At 31.7% G+C, this 15,513-nt stretch carries 15 protein-coding genes; 6 read left to right on the top strand and 9 right to left on the bottom strand.

Annotated elements, in window-relative coordinates; all coding sequences use genetic code 11:
- Positions 1-8 precede the first annotated feature (8 nt).
- Positions 9-1,028 carry a tetraacyldisaccharide 4'-kinase gene (gene lpxK / locus ACOSP6_RS10640; RefSeq protein WP_422093439.1) on the bottom strand — a complete coding sequence of 340 codons (1,020 nt, stop codon included), beginning with the start codon at positions 1,026-1,028 and terminating at the stop codon, positions 9-11.
- Positions 1,029-1,080: 52 nt separating this feature from the next.
- Between lpxK and ACOSP6_RS10635 the strand changes: the two genes are divergently transcribed.
- The 4 genes from ACOSP6_RS10635 to ACOSP6_RS10620 all read left to right on the top strand — a co-directional run bounded on the left by ACOSP6_RS10635 (position 1,081) and on the right by ACOSP6_RS10620 (position 6,363).
- Positions 1,081-2,175, top strand: a complete 1,095-nt coding sequence (locus tag ACOSP6_RS10635) for a Nif3-like dinuclear metal center hexameric protein (RefSeq protein ID WP_422093440.1) — start codon at positions 1,081-1,083, stop codon at positions 2,173-2,175.
- A 6-nt stretch (positions 2,176-2,181) separates the two neighbouring features.
- A complete protein-coding gene (locus ACOSP6_RS10630; RefSeq protein WP_422093441.1) occupies positions 2,182-2,952 on the top strand; it encodes a zinc ribbon domain-containing protein in 771 nt (256 codons plus the stop codon).
- Positions 2,953-3,143: 191 nt separating this feature from the next.
- On the top strand, positions 3,144-6,014 hold the full coding sequence (locus ACOSP6_RS10625; protein ID WP_422093442.1) for an FAD-dependent oxidoreductase: 2,871 nt from the start codon (positions 3,144-3,146) through the stop codon (positions 6,012-6,014).
- 136 nt (positions 6,015-6,150) lie between these two features.
- Complete coding sequence (locus ACOSP6_RS10620; RefSeq protein WP_422093443.1) at positions 6,151-6,363, top strand: bacteriocin; 213 nt, start codon at positions 6,151-6,153, stop codon at positions 6,361-6,363.
- Between the two features lie 64 nt (positions 6,364-6,427).
- Here the strand turns inward: ACOSP6_RS10620 and folE are convergent, their stop codons facing one another.
- The 8 genes from folE to nadC form a co-directional block, all read right to left on the bottom strand.
- A complete protein-coding gene (folE, locus tag ACOSP6_RS10615; RefSeq protein WP_422093484.1) occupies positions 6,428-7,096 on the bottom strand; it encodes a GTP cyclohydrolase I FolE in 669 nt (222 codons plus the stop codon).
- Positions 7,097-7,165: 69 nt separating this feature from the next.
- The gene (gene hisS, locus ACOSP6_RS10610) at positions 7,166-8,530 is read right to left on the bottom strand and encodes a histidine--tRNA ligase (protein ID WP_422093444.1); all 1,365 of its coding nucleotides are present in this window, start codon (positions 8,528-8,530) and stop codon (positions 7,166-7,168) included.
- 69 nt (positions 8,531-8,599) lie between these two features.
- Entirely contained in the window at positions 8,600-9,529 is a 930-nt protein-coding gene (locus ACOSP6_RS10605) for a YihY/virulence factor BrkB family protein (protein ID WP_422093445.1), read from the bottom strand.
- An 86-nt stretch (positions 9,530-9,615) separates the two neighbouring features.
- Positions 9,616-9,975, bottom strand: coding sequence for a four helix bundle protein (locus tag ACOSP6_RS10600; protein ID WP_422093446.1), 360 nt, complete (start codon positions 9,973-9,975; stop codon positions 9,616-9,618).
- Positions 9,976-10,123: 148 nt separating this feature from the next.
- Positions 10,124-10,693 carry a pentapeptide repeat-containing protein gene (locus tag ACOSP6_RS10595; RefSeq protein ID WP_422093447.1) on the bottom strand — a complete coding sequence of 190 codons (570 nt, stop codon included), beginning with the start codon at positions 10,691-10,693 and terminating at the stop codon, positions 10,124-10,126.
- Between the two features lie 14 nt (positions 10,694-10,707).
- Positions 10,708-11,340, bottom strand: a complete 633-nt coding sequence (locus tag ACOSP6_RS10590) for a transglutaminase-like domain-containing protein (RefSeq protein WP_422093448.1) — start codon at positions 11,338-11,340, stop codon at positions 10,708-10,710.
- 7 nt (positions 11,341-11,347) lie between these two features.
- Positions 11,348-13,450 (bottom strand): M3 family metallopeptidase, encoded by a 2,103-nt coding sequence (locus tag ACOSP6_RS10585; RefSeq protein ID WP_422093449.1) that lies wholly within the window; start codon positions 13,448-13,450, stop codon positions 11,348-11,350.
- Positions 13,451-13,465: 15 nt separating this feature from the next.
- On the bottom strand, positions 13,466-14,326 hold the full coding sequence (nadC, locus tag ACOSP6_RS10580) for a carboxylating nicotinate-nucleotide diphosphorylase (protein WP_422093450.1): 861 nt from the start codon (positions 14,324-14,326) through the stop codon (positions 13,466-13,468).
- Positions 14,327-14,444: 118 nt separating this feature from the next.
- On the opposite strand from nadC, the gene rlmH reads away from it, so the two are divergent.
- Both rlmH and ACOSP6_RS10570 read left to right on the top strand, forming a co-directional pair.
- Positions 14,445-14,918, top strand: coding sequence for a 23S rRNA (pseudouridine(1915)-N(3))-methyltransferase RlmH (gene rlmH, locus ACOSP6_RS10575; protein ID WP_422093451.1), 474 nt, complete (start codon positions 14,445-14,447; stop codon positions 14,916-14,918).
- An 87-nt stretch (positions 14,919-15,005) separates the two neighbouring features.
- Entirely contained in the window at positions 15,006-15,437 is a 432-nt protein-coding gene (locus ACOSP6_RS10570) for a hypothetical protein (protein ID WP_422093452.1), read from the top strand.
- The last annotated feature ends 76 nt before the right edge of the window (positions 15,438-15,513 follow it).

Here is a 15,513-nt window from a genome sequence, read left to right as displayed (position 1 = left end):
AGTAAATTTTAACTACGAACATACCTTTTAATCTCTTCATCAAAACCATCTTCATTAACTAAAAAAGAATTAAAAATTTCGAGGTAGTAAAGATTTTCAAGTCTTCCTTTCAATCGAACATAATCTTTCTCTGTAGTTAAAATAATCTTTTTCTGTGATTGTAGCTTTTCCTGCTCCTGCTTTATTTTAGAAATATCTTGCTCTGAAAAATGATGATGATCTGCATATTCTAAATGAGTAAAACTTACTTCTTTTTCTTTCAAATAGGTAATCAAACTTATTGGGTTAGCAATTCCTGTCACTAAAACAATATTCGATTTTAACTCAGACAGTAACAACTCATCTCCTTCTCCCTTTAAACTTTTATTGTATTCAATTCTTGAAAAGAACAACTTTTGATTTGGTAACAATCGTAGTTTATTTTCAATCAACTTCATTTCATTTTTTTCAAGGTTGTCAGGACATTTGGTAACTACAACAATATCTGCTCTTTTTCCTCCACTCCTACTTTCTCTTAAATTACCTGTAGGTAACAAAAAATCATTACAATACAAATCGTTGTATTTCGTCAATAAAATATAAAAGCCCGCTTTTACTTTTCTATGTTGATATGCATCATCCAACAAGATAACTTCCGGATTTACATTACATAACAATTCTTTTATTCCATTCGTTCTATCCACATCCACAGCAACATTTATATCATCAAATTTAGAGAAGAACTGTAAAGGTTCATCTCCAACATCTTCCGCTGAATGGTTCTTATTTAATAATTGAAATCCTTTTGTTTTTCTTTTGTAACCTCTACTTAAAACTGCAACATGATATTCAGACTTTAACAATCGAATTAAATATTCTATTTGCGGTGTTTTTCCAGTTCCGCCAACCGTTAAATTTCCAACAGCAATAATTGGCAAATCAAATGACGTTGATTTTAAAATACCTTTATCGAATAAAAAATTACGCATTCGAGTAATAAAATCGTAAAGAATAGCAAACGGAAATAATAAAAAACGGATTACTTTCATTGAAACGAAAATACATTAAAAATCTTAACTTTGATGTTGAAAAATTTAGTCGATGATAATTAGAGATATAACAAATTACATAGAAGAAATCGCACCGCTTTCCTTTGCTGAGGACTTTGACAATGTTGGTTTATTAGTGGGAGATTATAAGACCAAAGTAACTGGAGTTTTAGTTACTTTAGATACATTAGAAGAAACTGTTGATGAAGCAATTGCGAATAACTGTAACTTAATCGTAAGTTTTCATCCGATTATTTTTGGCGGATTAAAAAAGTTAAACGGAAATAATTATGTAGAGCGCGTTGTTCTAAAGGCGATTAAAAATGATATTGCAATTTATGCAACCCACACTGCTTTAGACAATTCAAAAGTTGGGGTTTCTGCAAAAATGTGTGAAGTATTAAACCTACAAAACACAAAAGTTTTAATTCCAAAAAAAGGGATTATTAAGAAACTTACTACTTATGTTCCTTTTGCAGAAGCTCATAATTTGCGTGAAAAGCTTTTCGAAGTAGGAGCTGGTTCAATTGGAAATTATGATCAATGTTCTTTTAATGTAGAAGGAAAAGGAAGTTACAGAGGAAATGAGAATTCGAATCCAACAATTGGAAGAAAAGGTGAACTCCAATACGAAGAGGAAACCTGCATAACAGTAACCTTTGAAAGTTATTTAGAAGGTACAGTTTTGAATGCTCTTTTTAAAAACCATCCATATGAAGAAGTTGCATACGAAGTAATCACTTTAAATAACAAACATCAAAATGTTGGTATGGGAATGATTGGCGAGTTTGAAAACGCCATGGATGAAACTGAATTTTTAAACTTTGTAAAGTCAACCTTTAAAACTGATTGTGTCCGTCATTCAAAACTACTTGGCAAGCAAATCAAAAAAGTAGCAGTCTTAGGCGGCGCAGGAAGTTTTGCTATATCAAATGCAATTAGAGAAAAAGCTGATGCATATATAAGTGCAGACTTTAAATATCACGAATTTTTCAAGGCTGAAAATCGAATTTTATTGGCAGATGTTGGACATTATGAAAGTGAACAGTTTACAAAAAATCTTTTAGTTGACTATCTTACAAAAAAATTCACTAATTTTGCAATTCGTTTAAGCGAAAAGAGTACAAATCCAATACATTATATTTAATAGACAATGGCAAAAAAAGAAGTAACGGTAGAACAAAAATTAAGAGCGCTATACGACTTACAATTAATTGACTCTAGAATTGATGAAATTAGAAGCGTTCGTGGTGAATTACCTTTAGAAGTAGAAGATTTAGAAGATGAAGTTGCCGGATTAAATACTAGACTATCGAACTTAGCTCAAGATATTGATAACTTAAATACAGATATCAGTAATAAAAAGTTAGCTATTGAAGAGTCTAAAGCATTAATTAAAAAATATACCGAACAACAAAAAAATGTTCGTAATAATAGAGAATTTGATTCTTTAAGTAAAGAAGTAGAGTTTCAAGAATTAGAAATTCAATTAGCTGAAAAGAGAATTAAAGAGTTCAAAGCAAAGATTGCTCAAAAGAAACAAGTAGTTGATTCTACTAAAGAGAAATTAAGCTTACAAGAAGGACACTTAAATGCTAAGAAGTCTGAACTAGATGCTATCTTAAAAGAAACTGAAAAGGAAGAAAAGTTATTAATTGAAAAATCAGAAGAGTTTTCTCAATCAATTGACAAGCATTTATTAACTGCTTACAACAGAATTCGAAATAAAGTGAAAAACGGATTGGCCGTTGTATCTATAGAGCGTGGTGCTGCCGGAGGTTCTTTCTTTACAATTCCACCACAAGTTCAATTAGAAATCGCAAACAGAAAGAAAATTACTATTGATGAGCATAGTGGTCGTATTTTAGTTGATGCTGCTTTAGCTGCAGAAGAGAAAGAAAAAATTGACAATTTAATCTCATAATCAAGAGAGACAATATATTTCAAAAGCGACTTTAAAGTCGCTTTTTTTATTTCAGATAATTCCTTATTCCATCACTTTTATACCTTAAAATAATACAGTTAAGGTTTATTCTTTAAAAGTATCAGTCTAAATCGGTAATTTAATTCAACCTAAAACTGACTTATTAACGCTTTTAACTATTAGAATAAATCATGAAAACTGAATACGACATTATCATTATCGGCGGTGGAGCTATGGGATTAGCAACTGCTGCCGAATTAGCAAACACAAAAAAGAAAGTACTTGTACTAGAGCAATTTGGATTCTTTAACGACAAAGGAAGCTCTGCCGGACTTTCTCGTCAATTTAGAGTGCAATACGCTCAAAAATATATGGCTCAATTAGCCGTAGATTCAATTCCATATTGGGATAAGCTACAAAAAACTACTAAAGATAAACTTATCGATAAGGTTGGTTCTTTATGGTTTGGAGATCCAGATATTAGTTCACAAGAAGGAGGAATTCAAGCGGCGATGGACGTAATGGATGAACTAGATATTCCTTACACAAAACTTAAAGCTAAGGAAATTGAAAAGAAATTTCCTTTCAAAGATATTCCTAAAGACTACTATGGTTTTTTTCAAGAAGATGGAGGAATTATTGATTTAAAAGCTACGTTAAAAGCTCTTTTTAATATTGCTGAAAAAGCAAAAAATATAGATTTACTTGAATTTTCACCGGTAACAAATATTCAATCTTTAAATACAGGAATAATTACGGTTGAAACATCAGAAAAAGCTTACACAACAGAAAAGTTGGTAATTGCACCCGGAGCTTTTGTAAACGATATTTTAAAACATTTCGGGCTTTCTGTAAATGTTGATATTTGGGAAATGTCTTCTGCTTATTATAAGAAAACCAAAGATATCAAACTACCAACTTGGTTTGTTTTTCAAGAACCTCAAAATACAAGTTTATTTTATGGGTTTCCTGAAGAAAATTGGGCTAACCCAGGTTATATTCGAGTAGCACCAGACATACCAGATAGAATTTTAAAAGACCCTTCAGATAGAACCGGAATTCCAAGTGAAAAAAGTTTGGCACTAAACTCTTCTTGGGTGAAAAATCACATGGTTGGTTTAGATGATAAACCTGAGTTTACTTCTACTTGTTTAATCACCTTAAACAACAACAATAAAGAGTTGATGCTAGATACCTTACCTAACTGGGTGCATAATCACGAAAATATCATTGTATATACAGGAGGTTGGGCTGCTAAATTCATTCCTTTATTAGGTAAAATACTTTCCGATTTGGCAGTAAAAGGAAGTACTGATTTTAATATCTCTCATTTTAAAATAGAATGGCCAGTGGTTAGAGGTGAAATTAGTAATCGATTTATTACAAAAGAGGCTAAAAAACTTCAATTAGATGTTGCTATTGTTGGTGCAGGTGCATCTGGTTTATATTCTGGATATCGTTTATTAAATGGTACCGATAAAAAAGGAAATAAACTAGATTTAGATGTTGCCATATTTGACATGAGTGATCGTATTGGTGGAAGATTAGAATCTATCAAACTCCCTGGGATGAATGTTGTTGGAGAATTAGGTGGAATGCGTTACATGACAGAACAGAAAATCGTTACTGCTTTGATTGAAGATGTGTTTTCGACCCAGTATGGATTAAATCCAATTGATTTTCCAATGGGTGATGCCAATCATCATTTATATTATTTAAGAAAACAACGCTTTTTTGCAAATAGGTTTTCACAAGCTAAAATTACAGGCGAAAAATTTAAAACACGATATTTTGTTGAAGAACGTTTTGAAGGAAAAAGCTCGGATGACATTTTCACAGAAATTATCAGTGAAGTTTTAGAGGCTGATGGTTACTCACTAAAGCAAATTCAGGAAGATCCTAATCCAAGAGAAGCTTGGAACCAAATAAAGCAGGAACTAACCTATCAGTTTGATGGTCCATATAAAGGTGTAAAAGTCTATAAAATTGGATTCTGGAATTTATTAAAAGATCGTTCATCTCAGGAATGTTATGAGTTTTTAGCACAAGCAGGAGGTTATTATTCCAACACAATTAATTGGAATGCTGCTGAAGCTTTCCCATATATGGTTGGAGATTTCGCCAGTGATGCCGTAAAATACAAAACAATTGAAGGCGGCTACGACCAAATACTTACCTGCTTAGGAGATGATTTTATTCAACAGGGCGGTAAAATTTATACACGTAATAAATTAAAAACATTCAAAAAGAACACTAAAAAATCGAGTGCATACAAATACGTTCTAACGTTCTATAATCTAGATAAAGAAGAGTATTGGGAAGTTGAGGCAAAAGACATCATTTTAGGAATGCCAAAACGTTCGCTAGAATTATTAGATCAAGACAACTTCTTCTTTAATCCAGATAAAAATCAAAAATTACACAATAATTTAAACTCTGTTATTCCAGAACCTTCGGTAAAAATTTTATTAGGATTTGAAGAACCTTGGTGGAAAGAAGGACTGGGAGCTATGGCTGGTGAATCTATCACTGATTTACCGATGCGTCAATGCTATTATTTTGGTGTTGACCCAAAAAACTCCCACTCATTATTCCTAGCAAGTTATAATGATATGAGGACTGTAAGTTTTTGGCAAGCGCTAGAAAATGGTGAAAAATTCCAAACAAGAGAAACAAAATTAGTTAGAGCTAAAAATGCAATCTATCCAAACTATGAACATGCTAGTAAAATGATGGTTGGGGAAGTTATGAGTCAAGTTAGAGAACTACACGGACCAAATGTAGATGTTCCCGCGCCTTATACTTCTGCTTATAAAGATTGGACCAAAGATCCTTATGGTGGCGGTTATCATGCATGGAAAAATGAATATAAAGTTTGGGAAGTAATGCCGTACATAAGGCAACCATTTGATGAGGAGCGCATTTTTATTGCTGGAGAAGCTTACTCTGATCAACAAGGATGGGTCGAAGGAGCCTTCTGTGTTACGGAACATATCATGAGAGAGAAATACGGATTGGAATGCCCAGAGTGGTTAGACAAAGACTACTATTTGGGATGGTAAAACAAAGAGCGGCTTTTAAGTCGCTTTTTTTTATGAATTAAAACAAGATAAGACTGAAAAAATAATTTGGTATCGCTAGTAACATTTTTCTAATTCTTAGAACATTCTATAAATAACAATCTAAAAAAATTAAAAAATGAGCAAAATAGCCAGTTTAAAAAGTTTCAGGAAATTAGATAAAAAAGAACTAAAAAACATTACAGGAGGGATAAACACTACACCTGTAAACGGTAGTGGTTGCACTGCCATGTGTGCAAGAAGAGGCCATAATTTAATGGAAGGAGGTATGAGCGCACAAGATGCTCATAATTACGTCGCTGCGTGCATTGTATCTTGTAACAATGGTTAATAAATAGTTTAAAAAAGGCACAGTTAATTAACTGTGCCTTTAATCTTTTTATAAAACTTGACTCTTAATCAAAAGTTGTATTCAATTTTATATAGTCTAAAAACTCTCTTTTAGTCTCTTTATTTTTGAATTTCCCACCGAACTCTGCTGTTACTGTAGAACTCTCAATATCTTTAATTCCACGAGAATTTACACACAAATGTTTTGCATCAATAACACAAGCAACATCTTCAGTACCTAATGCTTCTTGCATTGCCTGAACAACTTGCATTGTTAAACGCTCCTGAACCTGAGGTCTTTTAGAAAAATACTCTACAATACGGTTCATTTTTGACAAACCGATTACTTTTCCTTTAGAAATGTAAGCAACATGAGCTCTACCAACTATTGGTAATAAGTGATGCTCACAAGTAGAATACACAATAATATTCTTTTCTACTAACATCTCTCCGTACTTGTAATTATTATCAAAAGTAGAAGCTGATGGTTTATTTTTTGGGTTTAATCCCATAAACATTTCATTCACAAAGGCCTTTGCAACACGTTTTGGTGTACCTTGCAAGCTATCATCAGTCAAATCCATACCCAAAGTTTCAAGGATATCTTTAACACTTTCTTGTATTCTTGCTATTTTTTCTTCATCCGAAATATCAAAAGCATCATCCCTTAATGGTGTTTTAGCAGATGTTCCAACGTGGTTTTCACCTATTTCGTCTATTCTATCGTCTATCATATTATTATGGGTCTCGAACATAACTTTTTGTTTAATGTTTTTTTGTAAAGATAAAACAAAAAGTTCTTTTTATTGTAAAATTTTAATTATTTCCTTGATTGTAAGGAGTTTTTCTTCTCTTGTTTGTGTGTTTTTGAACTTAAATTGCTCACCTTCAACATCCGTAATAACAAAATCTATGCCTCTTTTATCGACATACTTCCATTGTTTCTTTTGTTGATTATTACTAGCCGCAACATCTGGATATAATTCAGATTTGATTCCATTAGCTCGTAACTCATTAATCGCTTTCATCTTAGATAGCGATTCATTTTCATCGAAATTTAAGAATAAAACTTTTGGTTTTGGTAATTCTACAGCTTCAAACAGTCCTAATTCCTCCATAACAAGGTAAATTCTGTCTAAACCAAATGAAATTCCAACACCACTTACGTCTTTTAATCCAAAAATACCGGTAAGATCGTCATATCTTCCTCCTCCTCCGATAGAGCCAATTTTTACTTCTTTAGGAGCTGAAACTTCAAAAATTGCTCCTGTATAATAGTTTAATCCTCTTGCTAATGTAACGTCAAGTTCTAAAGTTGCAGTTTCTAAACCTAATCCTTTAATATTTTCAATCACAAAACGCAACTCCTCTACTCCTTTGATTCCTTCTTCAGAAGTCATCAACATTTCAGCTAAAGAATTTAATTTATTATCATTACTTCCTGTAAAATCAAATAAAGGTTGAACTTTATCAATAGCTTCTTCTGAAATTCCTTTTGAAATCATTTCCGCAACCACACCGTCTTTCCCTATTTTATCCAACTTATCTAAAGCAACTGTAAAATCAATCAACTTATCTTTAGCTCCAATAACTTCGGCAATTCCAGATAAAATCTTTCTATTATTAATTTTAATGGTCGTTCCTCGAACATTTAACTTACTAAAAACAGAATCATACAATTGCACAAATTCAACTTCCTGCCAAAGTGATTTACTTCCTACTACATCTGCATCACATTGATAAAATTCTCTAAAACGTCCTTTCTGAGGTTTATCTGCTCTCCAAACTGGTTGAATTTGATAACGTTTAAACGGAAAAGTAATTTCGTTTTGGTGTTGTACCACATAACGTGCAAAAGGCACTGTTAAATCGTAACGTAAGGCTTTCTCTGAAATTTGCTTTGTTAATTTTATGCTGTCTTTTGAAGCTAAAACCTCATCATCAACTTTTGACAAAAACGGGCCAGAATTTAAAATCTTAAAAATTAATCGATCACCTTCATCTCCATATTTTCCCATTAAGGTAGAAGAATTTTCAAAACTTGGTGTTTCAATAGGCTGAAAACCGAATAATTCAAAAGAATGTTTTATTGTGCTAAAAATAAAGTTTCTTCTGGCTACTTCAGTTGATGAAAAGTCTCTTGTTCCTTTAGGAATTCCTGGTTTCATAAATTAAAAATCGATTTAAAACTAAATAGTGTTTATTTCAGCCTGCAAATATCTGAATTTATTGGCGGATTACGAAGTTTTATTTCGACGTTTTAACTGATAGATCGATGCATTTAATTCAAAACCAAGTAATAATATGATCGCATTTAACCAAACAAACAACATTAAAATTAGTAAAGTCCCAATAGAACCATATAACTGATTGTACTTTGCAAACTTAACTACGTATATTCCAAAGAGATAGAACGTAAACAAAGAAACTACAGTAGTTAACAATGCTCCTGCAGAGAAAAATTTAATTTGTTTGCCCTGTTTTGTTCCATATCGAAACAATATTGAGGCTATTGTATATATCATTATTAAGAATAACAAACCTCTTCCTAAATAAAACAGATTCATCTCTCCTGTGTCAAACCAACCAATTTCATCAATCTTAGACAAAGCTATCTGATATAAAATAATTAGTGAAACTGTGATAATTAAGAAAAATGACATTAACAATGAAACTCCAAGAGAAACCACATAGGTTCTGAAAACATTTCTAAATTCATTGACATGATATGAATATTCGAAACCTCCAAAAATTGCATTCACTCCATTCGTCATCAGAAAAATAGAAGCTAAAAAACCGAACGATAATAAACCTCCGTATTGATTGTTTAAAATATCGCGAATAACACCGTTTACAGCATCAAATGTTTTTGGTGGTAAAGCCTCCCTGATTAAATCGAACAAACTATCTTGAAATCCTTCAATTGGGAGGTACGGAATAAGTGTAAGAATGAACAGTAAAAATGGAAAAATCGCCATAAAGAAACTAAATGCAATTCCTCCTGCTCTAGTTGTTAATGCTCCTTTAACAATACCTATTATATACATTTCGAGTACATCATAAAGCGATAACCCTTCTAAGCCTGGAATTTTAATTTGCTTTCCAAACTTTACTAACCAATTAATTACTGGTATTTTTTCTAGACTATCTTCTATTTCTTTTGACATTTTTTTGTGTTACAAAGATTCACAGTGGCATAGACTCAAAGTTACAAAGCTTTTTAGTTTACTGACTAAATCTTTTAAATAAAAAATTATCTTTTTTCTTTGAGTTTTCTAATTAAACTAGATAACATTCTCTCTATTTCTCTTGATAAATCAAATAGTTTTGAAAATTTCAATTTATTCATATAATTTAAATTGAATGAAATCTCAAGTTGAGTTTGAAGTTCAAACAATGAAGCAATCGAAATATTTAAAAACCTTAAATAATCATTTAATCCTGATCTACCATACCCTTCAGCAATATTGCTCGGAATTGATATTGCACTTCTTCGAATTTGAGATGTTATACCGTACTTTTCATCTTCAGGAAAATACTTAGTTATTTTATAAATTTCGGTAACAAAATTCATAGATTTTTGCCAAACAATTAACTCTCTAAATGTTTTCATAGTATTTTTTACTTCAAATCTACAAACTTTTATCTAGCTTAAAAAAGATTACGAATTTGCTAATTGAAAATTCAAACCTACTCGATTATTATTAAAACCAATGACTCTGTGACTCTGTGACTCTGTGACTCTGCAACTAAAAAACGGATTACTCTAACTTGATTTTATACTTCTCTAACAAATTTACTACGTTATCTTTAGAGAATACAGCTTTTTCTATTTTATTAGTTTCTAAATCTATTGAAAAGTTACGCGATGTTTTAAAATTTACATTTCGCAAATCTGTTTCTTCAAATATAGCCCCTAATAAATCACAATTATCAAAATAAGAAAACTGCACATCTGCCTCAGTAAAATCAACTTCTTTAATGCTACAATCTACAAATTGAAAGTTTTGCATTTTTAGTTGATAGAATGAACAATAATCTAACTGACAATCATTAAAATTCAATCTTAATAAAAATGGATCAACTTCATAAAATTTAACACCTAACAACTTAGAATTAGAGAAATGAGTGTCTTTAAAACTAGAATCTTTCAATCGAGCATTACTTAAATTACAGTCAATGAATTCACACTCCAGAAACTCGGAGTTATTAATATGAAGTTCAGATAAATCACAACTCTTAAACGTACAAGAATCAAAGTCAGTTTTACTAAGTTGTTCACTCGTAAAACTGACTTTGGTAAATGTTTCGTTATCGTAATATTCGTTCATATGAATTTCAAAAACTATAATTTGAATTCTGTGATATTATCTACATCGAAAATATGTGGATAATGTTCTTTAATATTATTCACCATAAATTCTACCGGAACATCATCGAAATGTCCATAATCATCTACATATTCCATGAATAAACTTCCTGAGCTATTATACTGTTGTAAAAAAGAACTGTTTTCTCCATCGAACGCCAAAGGTTCAACATTAAACATTTTACATAAATCCGCGTTAAATGCTGGTGACATTTTCAACCATTTTCCATTTAACTGAACGTTCACCATTCCATGTGGTGTAAGTTCATTAGAACCAAACTTCTCAGTTAAGCGTTCAACAGCAATATGGTTTTTTACTTTTCCCAAATGTAATCTTGCTGGGATACCCAATCCTCTTAAACAAGAAATTAATAACACAGATTTTTCAACACAGTTTCCAGATTCATTTTGACCGATGAAACTTGCTTTATATTTTTCTTTAGAGAGACTTATTGTATACGGATCATAGCGCCATTCATCTCGAATTTTATTGTAAATACGAATTGTTTTCTCTTTACCAGACAACGTTTCATTTTTAAATCCCGAGATAATGTTCTGAATGACTTCGTTACTATAATCGAAAAAATAAGTCTCTCTTAAGTAGTTCATTCCTATTTTATTTTAAACCTCTAGCTTTTAACATTGGTTCTGCTTGAGGGTCTCTTCCTGCAAATGTTTTATACATTTCTGCATAATCCATTGTACTTCCTCTTGACAATACTTCTTTACGGAACTTATCTCCATTCGCTCTGGTTAATAAGCCATTATTCTTAAACCAATCATAGGCGTCATGACTTAACATTTCTGTCCATAAATAAGAGTAATATCCTGCAGCATAACCTCCACTAAAAATATGCGCAAAATATGTAGAGCGATATCTCGGCGGAATTTCATCTACATTTAATTTCATTTTCGCTAAAGCTTCTTCTTCAAATTTTGCAACATCGTCAACATTTGTATCAACACCAATTGTATGCCACTGCATGTCTAAATTAGAAGAACATAAGTTTTCAATAATTGAATATCCTTGATTAAAAGTTCCCGCCTCCTTAATTTTCTTTAATAAAGCATCTGGTATTACCTCACCAGTTTTGTGGTGCAAAGCATAGTTATTCAAAACTTCTGGATGTGTAGCCCAATTCTCATTGAACTGAGATGGAAATTCTACAAAATCTCTAGCTGTACTAGTTCCTGAAATTGAAGCATATTGTTGATCTCCAAATAATCCGTGTAAAGCGTGACCAAATTCATGGAACATTGTTTCAACTTCATCAAAACTAATTAATGCAGGTTCTCCTTCAGCTGGTTTTGGTGAATTACATACATTATATACTGCCGGTTTTTGGTTACGTAATTTAGATTGTTTTACAAAAGCACTCATCCAAGCTCCTCCTCTTTTACTATCTCTAGCAAAGAAATCTCCGTAGTATAACCCTAGCTTACTTCCATCTTCTTCAAAAATTTCATACACAACAACATCAGGGTGATAAACTGGAATATCGGTACGCTTTTTAAAAGTTAAACCGTATAATTTTGTAGCTGCAAAGAATACTCCTTTTTCTAATACATTAGTAATTTCAAAATATTGCTTTACCTCTTCTTCATCCAGGCTATACTTAGACTTACGAACTTTCTCTGCATAGAAATTCCAATCGTACGGAGTTAATTTAAAATCTCCACCATTCTTTTTAATTTCTGCTTGAATTTCTTTCACCTCCGAAGCCGCTTTTTCCAAAGAACCTGGAATCAGGTTATTAAACATATCAAAAACTTTGTCTGGAGTAGAAGCCATTGTTCCTTGTAAACTCCAGCTCGCATAATTATCAAACCCGAGAATCTTTGCTTTTTGAGCACGTAACGTAACCATTTCTTTTACTAAATCAGAAGTATTATATTCGCCTCCATCTGTTCTATGAATTGACTTATTAAACAATTCCTCTCTCAGTTCTCTATTTTCTAGAGTTTGTAGGGATGGTTGTTGTGTAGTATTGATTAATTGAATTTCATACTTACCATCTTTCTCAATGGATTTAATTTTCTCTTCTGAAAAACCTTTTAGTTTAGCTTTATCTTCAACTACAACTCCTCCTTTTTTACTAGCATCCAATAATTTTTTTCCAAAGTCGTTTGACAATGTAGCAAGCTTTGCATTGATATCTTTTAGCTTAACCTTATCCTCTTCTGATAAGTTAGCTCCTGCTTTAGCAAATCTTTTGAATGTTTCTTTTACTAAATGTTTAGATTCATCATCAAGATTTAACGATTCTAAATTGTTATGAACCGTCTTTATTCTTTCGAAAAGTTTAGTATTTAATAAAATCTCGTCAGTGTGCTTAGAAAATTTTGGAGCTAACTCTTTTTGATTTTCTTTGATAACATCATTAGTATTTGCTCCTGCCAACGCATAAAAAACAGCAGTAACATTATCTAATGTTTTGCTGCTTTCTTCTAAAGCTAGAATTGTATTTTCAAATGTTGGAGCTTCAGTATTTGCCACTATTTTAGCAATTTCTTCATTCTGAACTTCCATACCTTTAAGAATGGCCGGCATAAAATGTTCATCCTTGATTTTCGTAAAATCTGGAGCTCCATAATCTAAAGTACTTTTAACTAACAATGGATTTTCCGAAGTACTCATATCGTTTGTATCTTTTTTTGTTTCTTTTGTATTACAACTTACAGCGAATGCAATGGTTGCAATGAAAATATATTTTTTCATTTGTATTATGTTTGATTAATCAACTGCTTTTAAACTTAAATCTAAATTATATACGGAGTGTGTAAGCGCTCCAGAAGAGATAAAATCTACTCCACATTCAGCATACTTTCGAATTGTTTTTTCATTTATTCCACCTGAGCTTTCAGTTAAACATTGATCGCCTATGAGTTCAACTGCTTTTCGTGTATCATCATAATTAAAATTATCAATCAATATTCTGTAAACTCCTTCATTTGATAAAATCTCTTTGATTTCATCTAAGTCTCTAGCCTCAACAATAATTTTAATGTCTAACTCTTTTTCTGCTAAATATGCTTTTGTTTTGGTTATTGCCTGGGTAATTCCTCCCGCAAAATCAATATGATTATCTTTAATCATAACCATATCATATAAAGCAAAACGGTGATTCTCTCCTCCACCAATTTTAACCGCCCATTTTTCAAGAGCTCTAATTCCAGGAGTTGTTTTACGAGTATCTAGCACTTTAGTTTTTGTTCCCTCTAATAAGTCCATAAAAAAACGAGTTTTCGTAGCGATGGCACTCATCCGTTGCATTGCATTTAATACAAGACGCTCAGCCTGCAAGATAGATTGAGATTTTCCAGATACATAAAAGACAATATCTCCGTACTTAACTTTTTCTCCATCGTTAATTAAAGTTTCTACTTCAAGGTCTGCATCAACATAAGCAAATACCATTTTTGCAAATTCAACTCCTGCGATTATTCCTTCATCTTTTACCAATAATTTTGCTTTTCCTGTTGCTTCATCTGGTATACAAGATAAAGATGTGTGATCCCCATCTCCTATATCTTCTCTTATGGCATTTCTTATAATTAAATCTAGCTCTTTATTAAATTGTTCTTTAGAAATCATTTTTTTCTTATTATGAATGTAAAAATAGCATTTTTACAATTACGAGATATTAATTGGTTATTGAATTAATTTAATAGTAAAATGTGAATTCCTAATTCAACATTCGTAATTTTGGCACATGAAAATCAAATTACTTGCAGTAGGAAAAACAGATGATAAAAATCTGAATCAGTTGATAGAACTGTATCAAAACAGATTGAAGCATTACGTTAAGTTTGACCTTGAAATAATTCCAGATTTAAAAAATGCTAAAAATTTATCTGAAGCACAACAGAAAGAAAAAGAAGGTGATTTGATTCTTTCTAAACTTCAAAACACTGATCAGCTTATCTTACTGGACGACAAAGGAAAGCAATATACGTCCATTGAGTTTTCTAATTTTCTTCAGAAAAAAATGAACTCAGGAATTAAGCAATTGGTTCTGGTTATTGGTGGACCTTATGGTTTTTCAGATGCCGTTTATAAAAAGGCGAATGGAAAACTATCGCTATCAAAAATGACGTTTTCTCATCAAATGATTCGTTTATTTATTGTTGAACAAATCTATCGTGGCTTTACCATTTTAAGAAACGAACCTTATCATCATGAGTAGTTCAAAAAATTGAACTGTTAATACATTTGTAAAAATCATAATAACATTTTATTCCTATATTTGACTTACAACGTTAAATTTAAAATTATGAAAAAACTTATCTTATCTATTATGTTCATGGGGTTATTCTCTCTAACAACAAGTGCTCAAGAAATTGGTATTCGTTTTGGAGATGTAACTGGTGGTAAAGTAGCTATTGACGCTGTTTTCTCGGCTGGAAAGTATAGTAGACTACACGCAGATGTTTCTTTCGGAGACGGTGTTGGTGTTGATTTACTGTGGGATTTTATCTACAGACCTCTTGGAGATGATGGGTTAATGTGGTATTTAGGTGTTGGACCTAATGCCTATTTAAGTGATCCTTTTGCACTTGGAGTTGTAGGAGAAATTGGTTTAGAGTACCGATTCAAAAAAGCTCCTATTGTTATTGGTGCAGATTGGAGACCAAACTTCATACTTGTAGAAACTACAGATTTTGTTGCTGATAGTTTCGGACTTAACGTAAGATATGTATTCTAAAGAATTATAAAAATATAACTACTACTAAAAAGATGTACTTCGGTACATCTTTTTGTTTTATGAAACAATACATTAC

The organism is Tenacibaculum sp. MEBiC06402 (assembly GCF_049239625.1).
Taxonomy (GTDB): Bacteria; Bacteroidota; Bacteroidia; order Flavobacteriales; family Flavobacteriaceae; genus Polaribacter.
The sequence above is the reverse complement of the archived record's forward strand: the minus strand, read 5'-3'. Positions and strand labels throughout refer to the sequence as shown.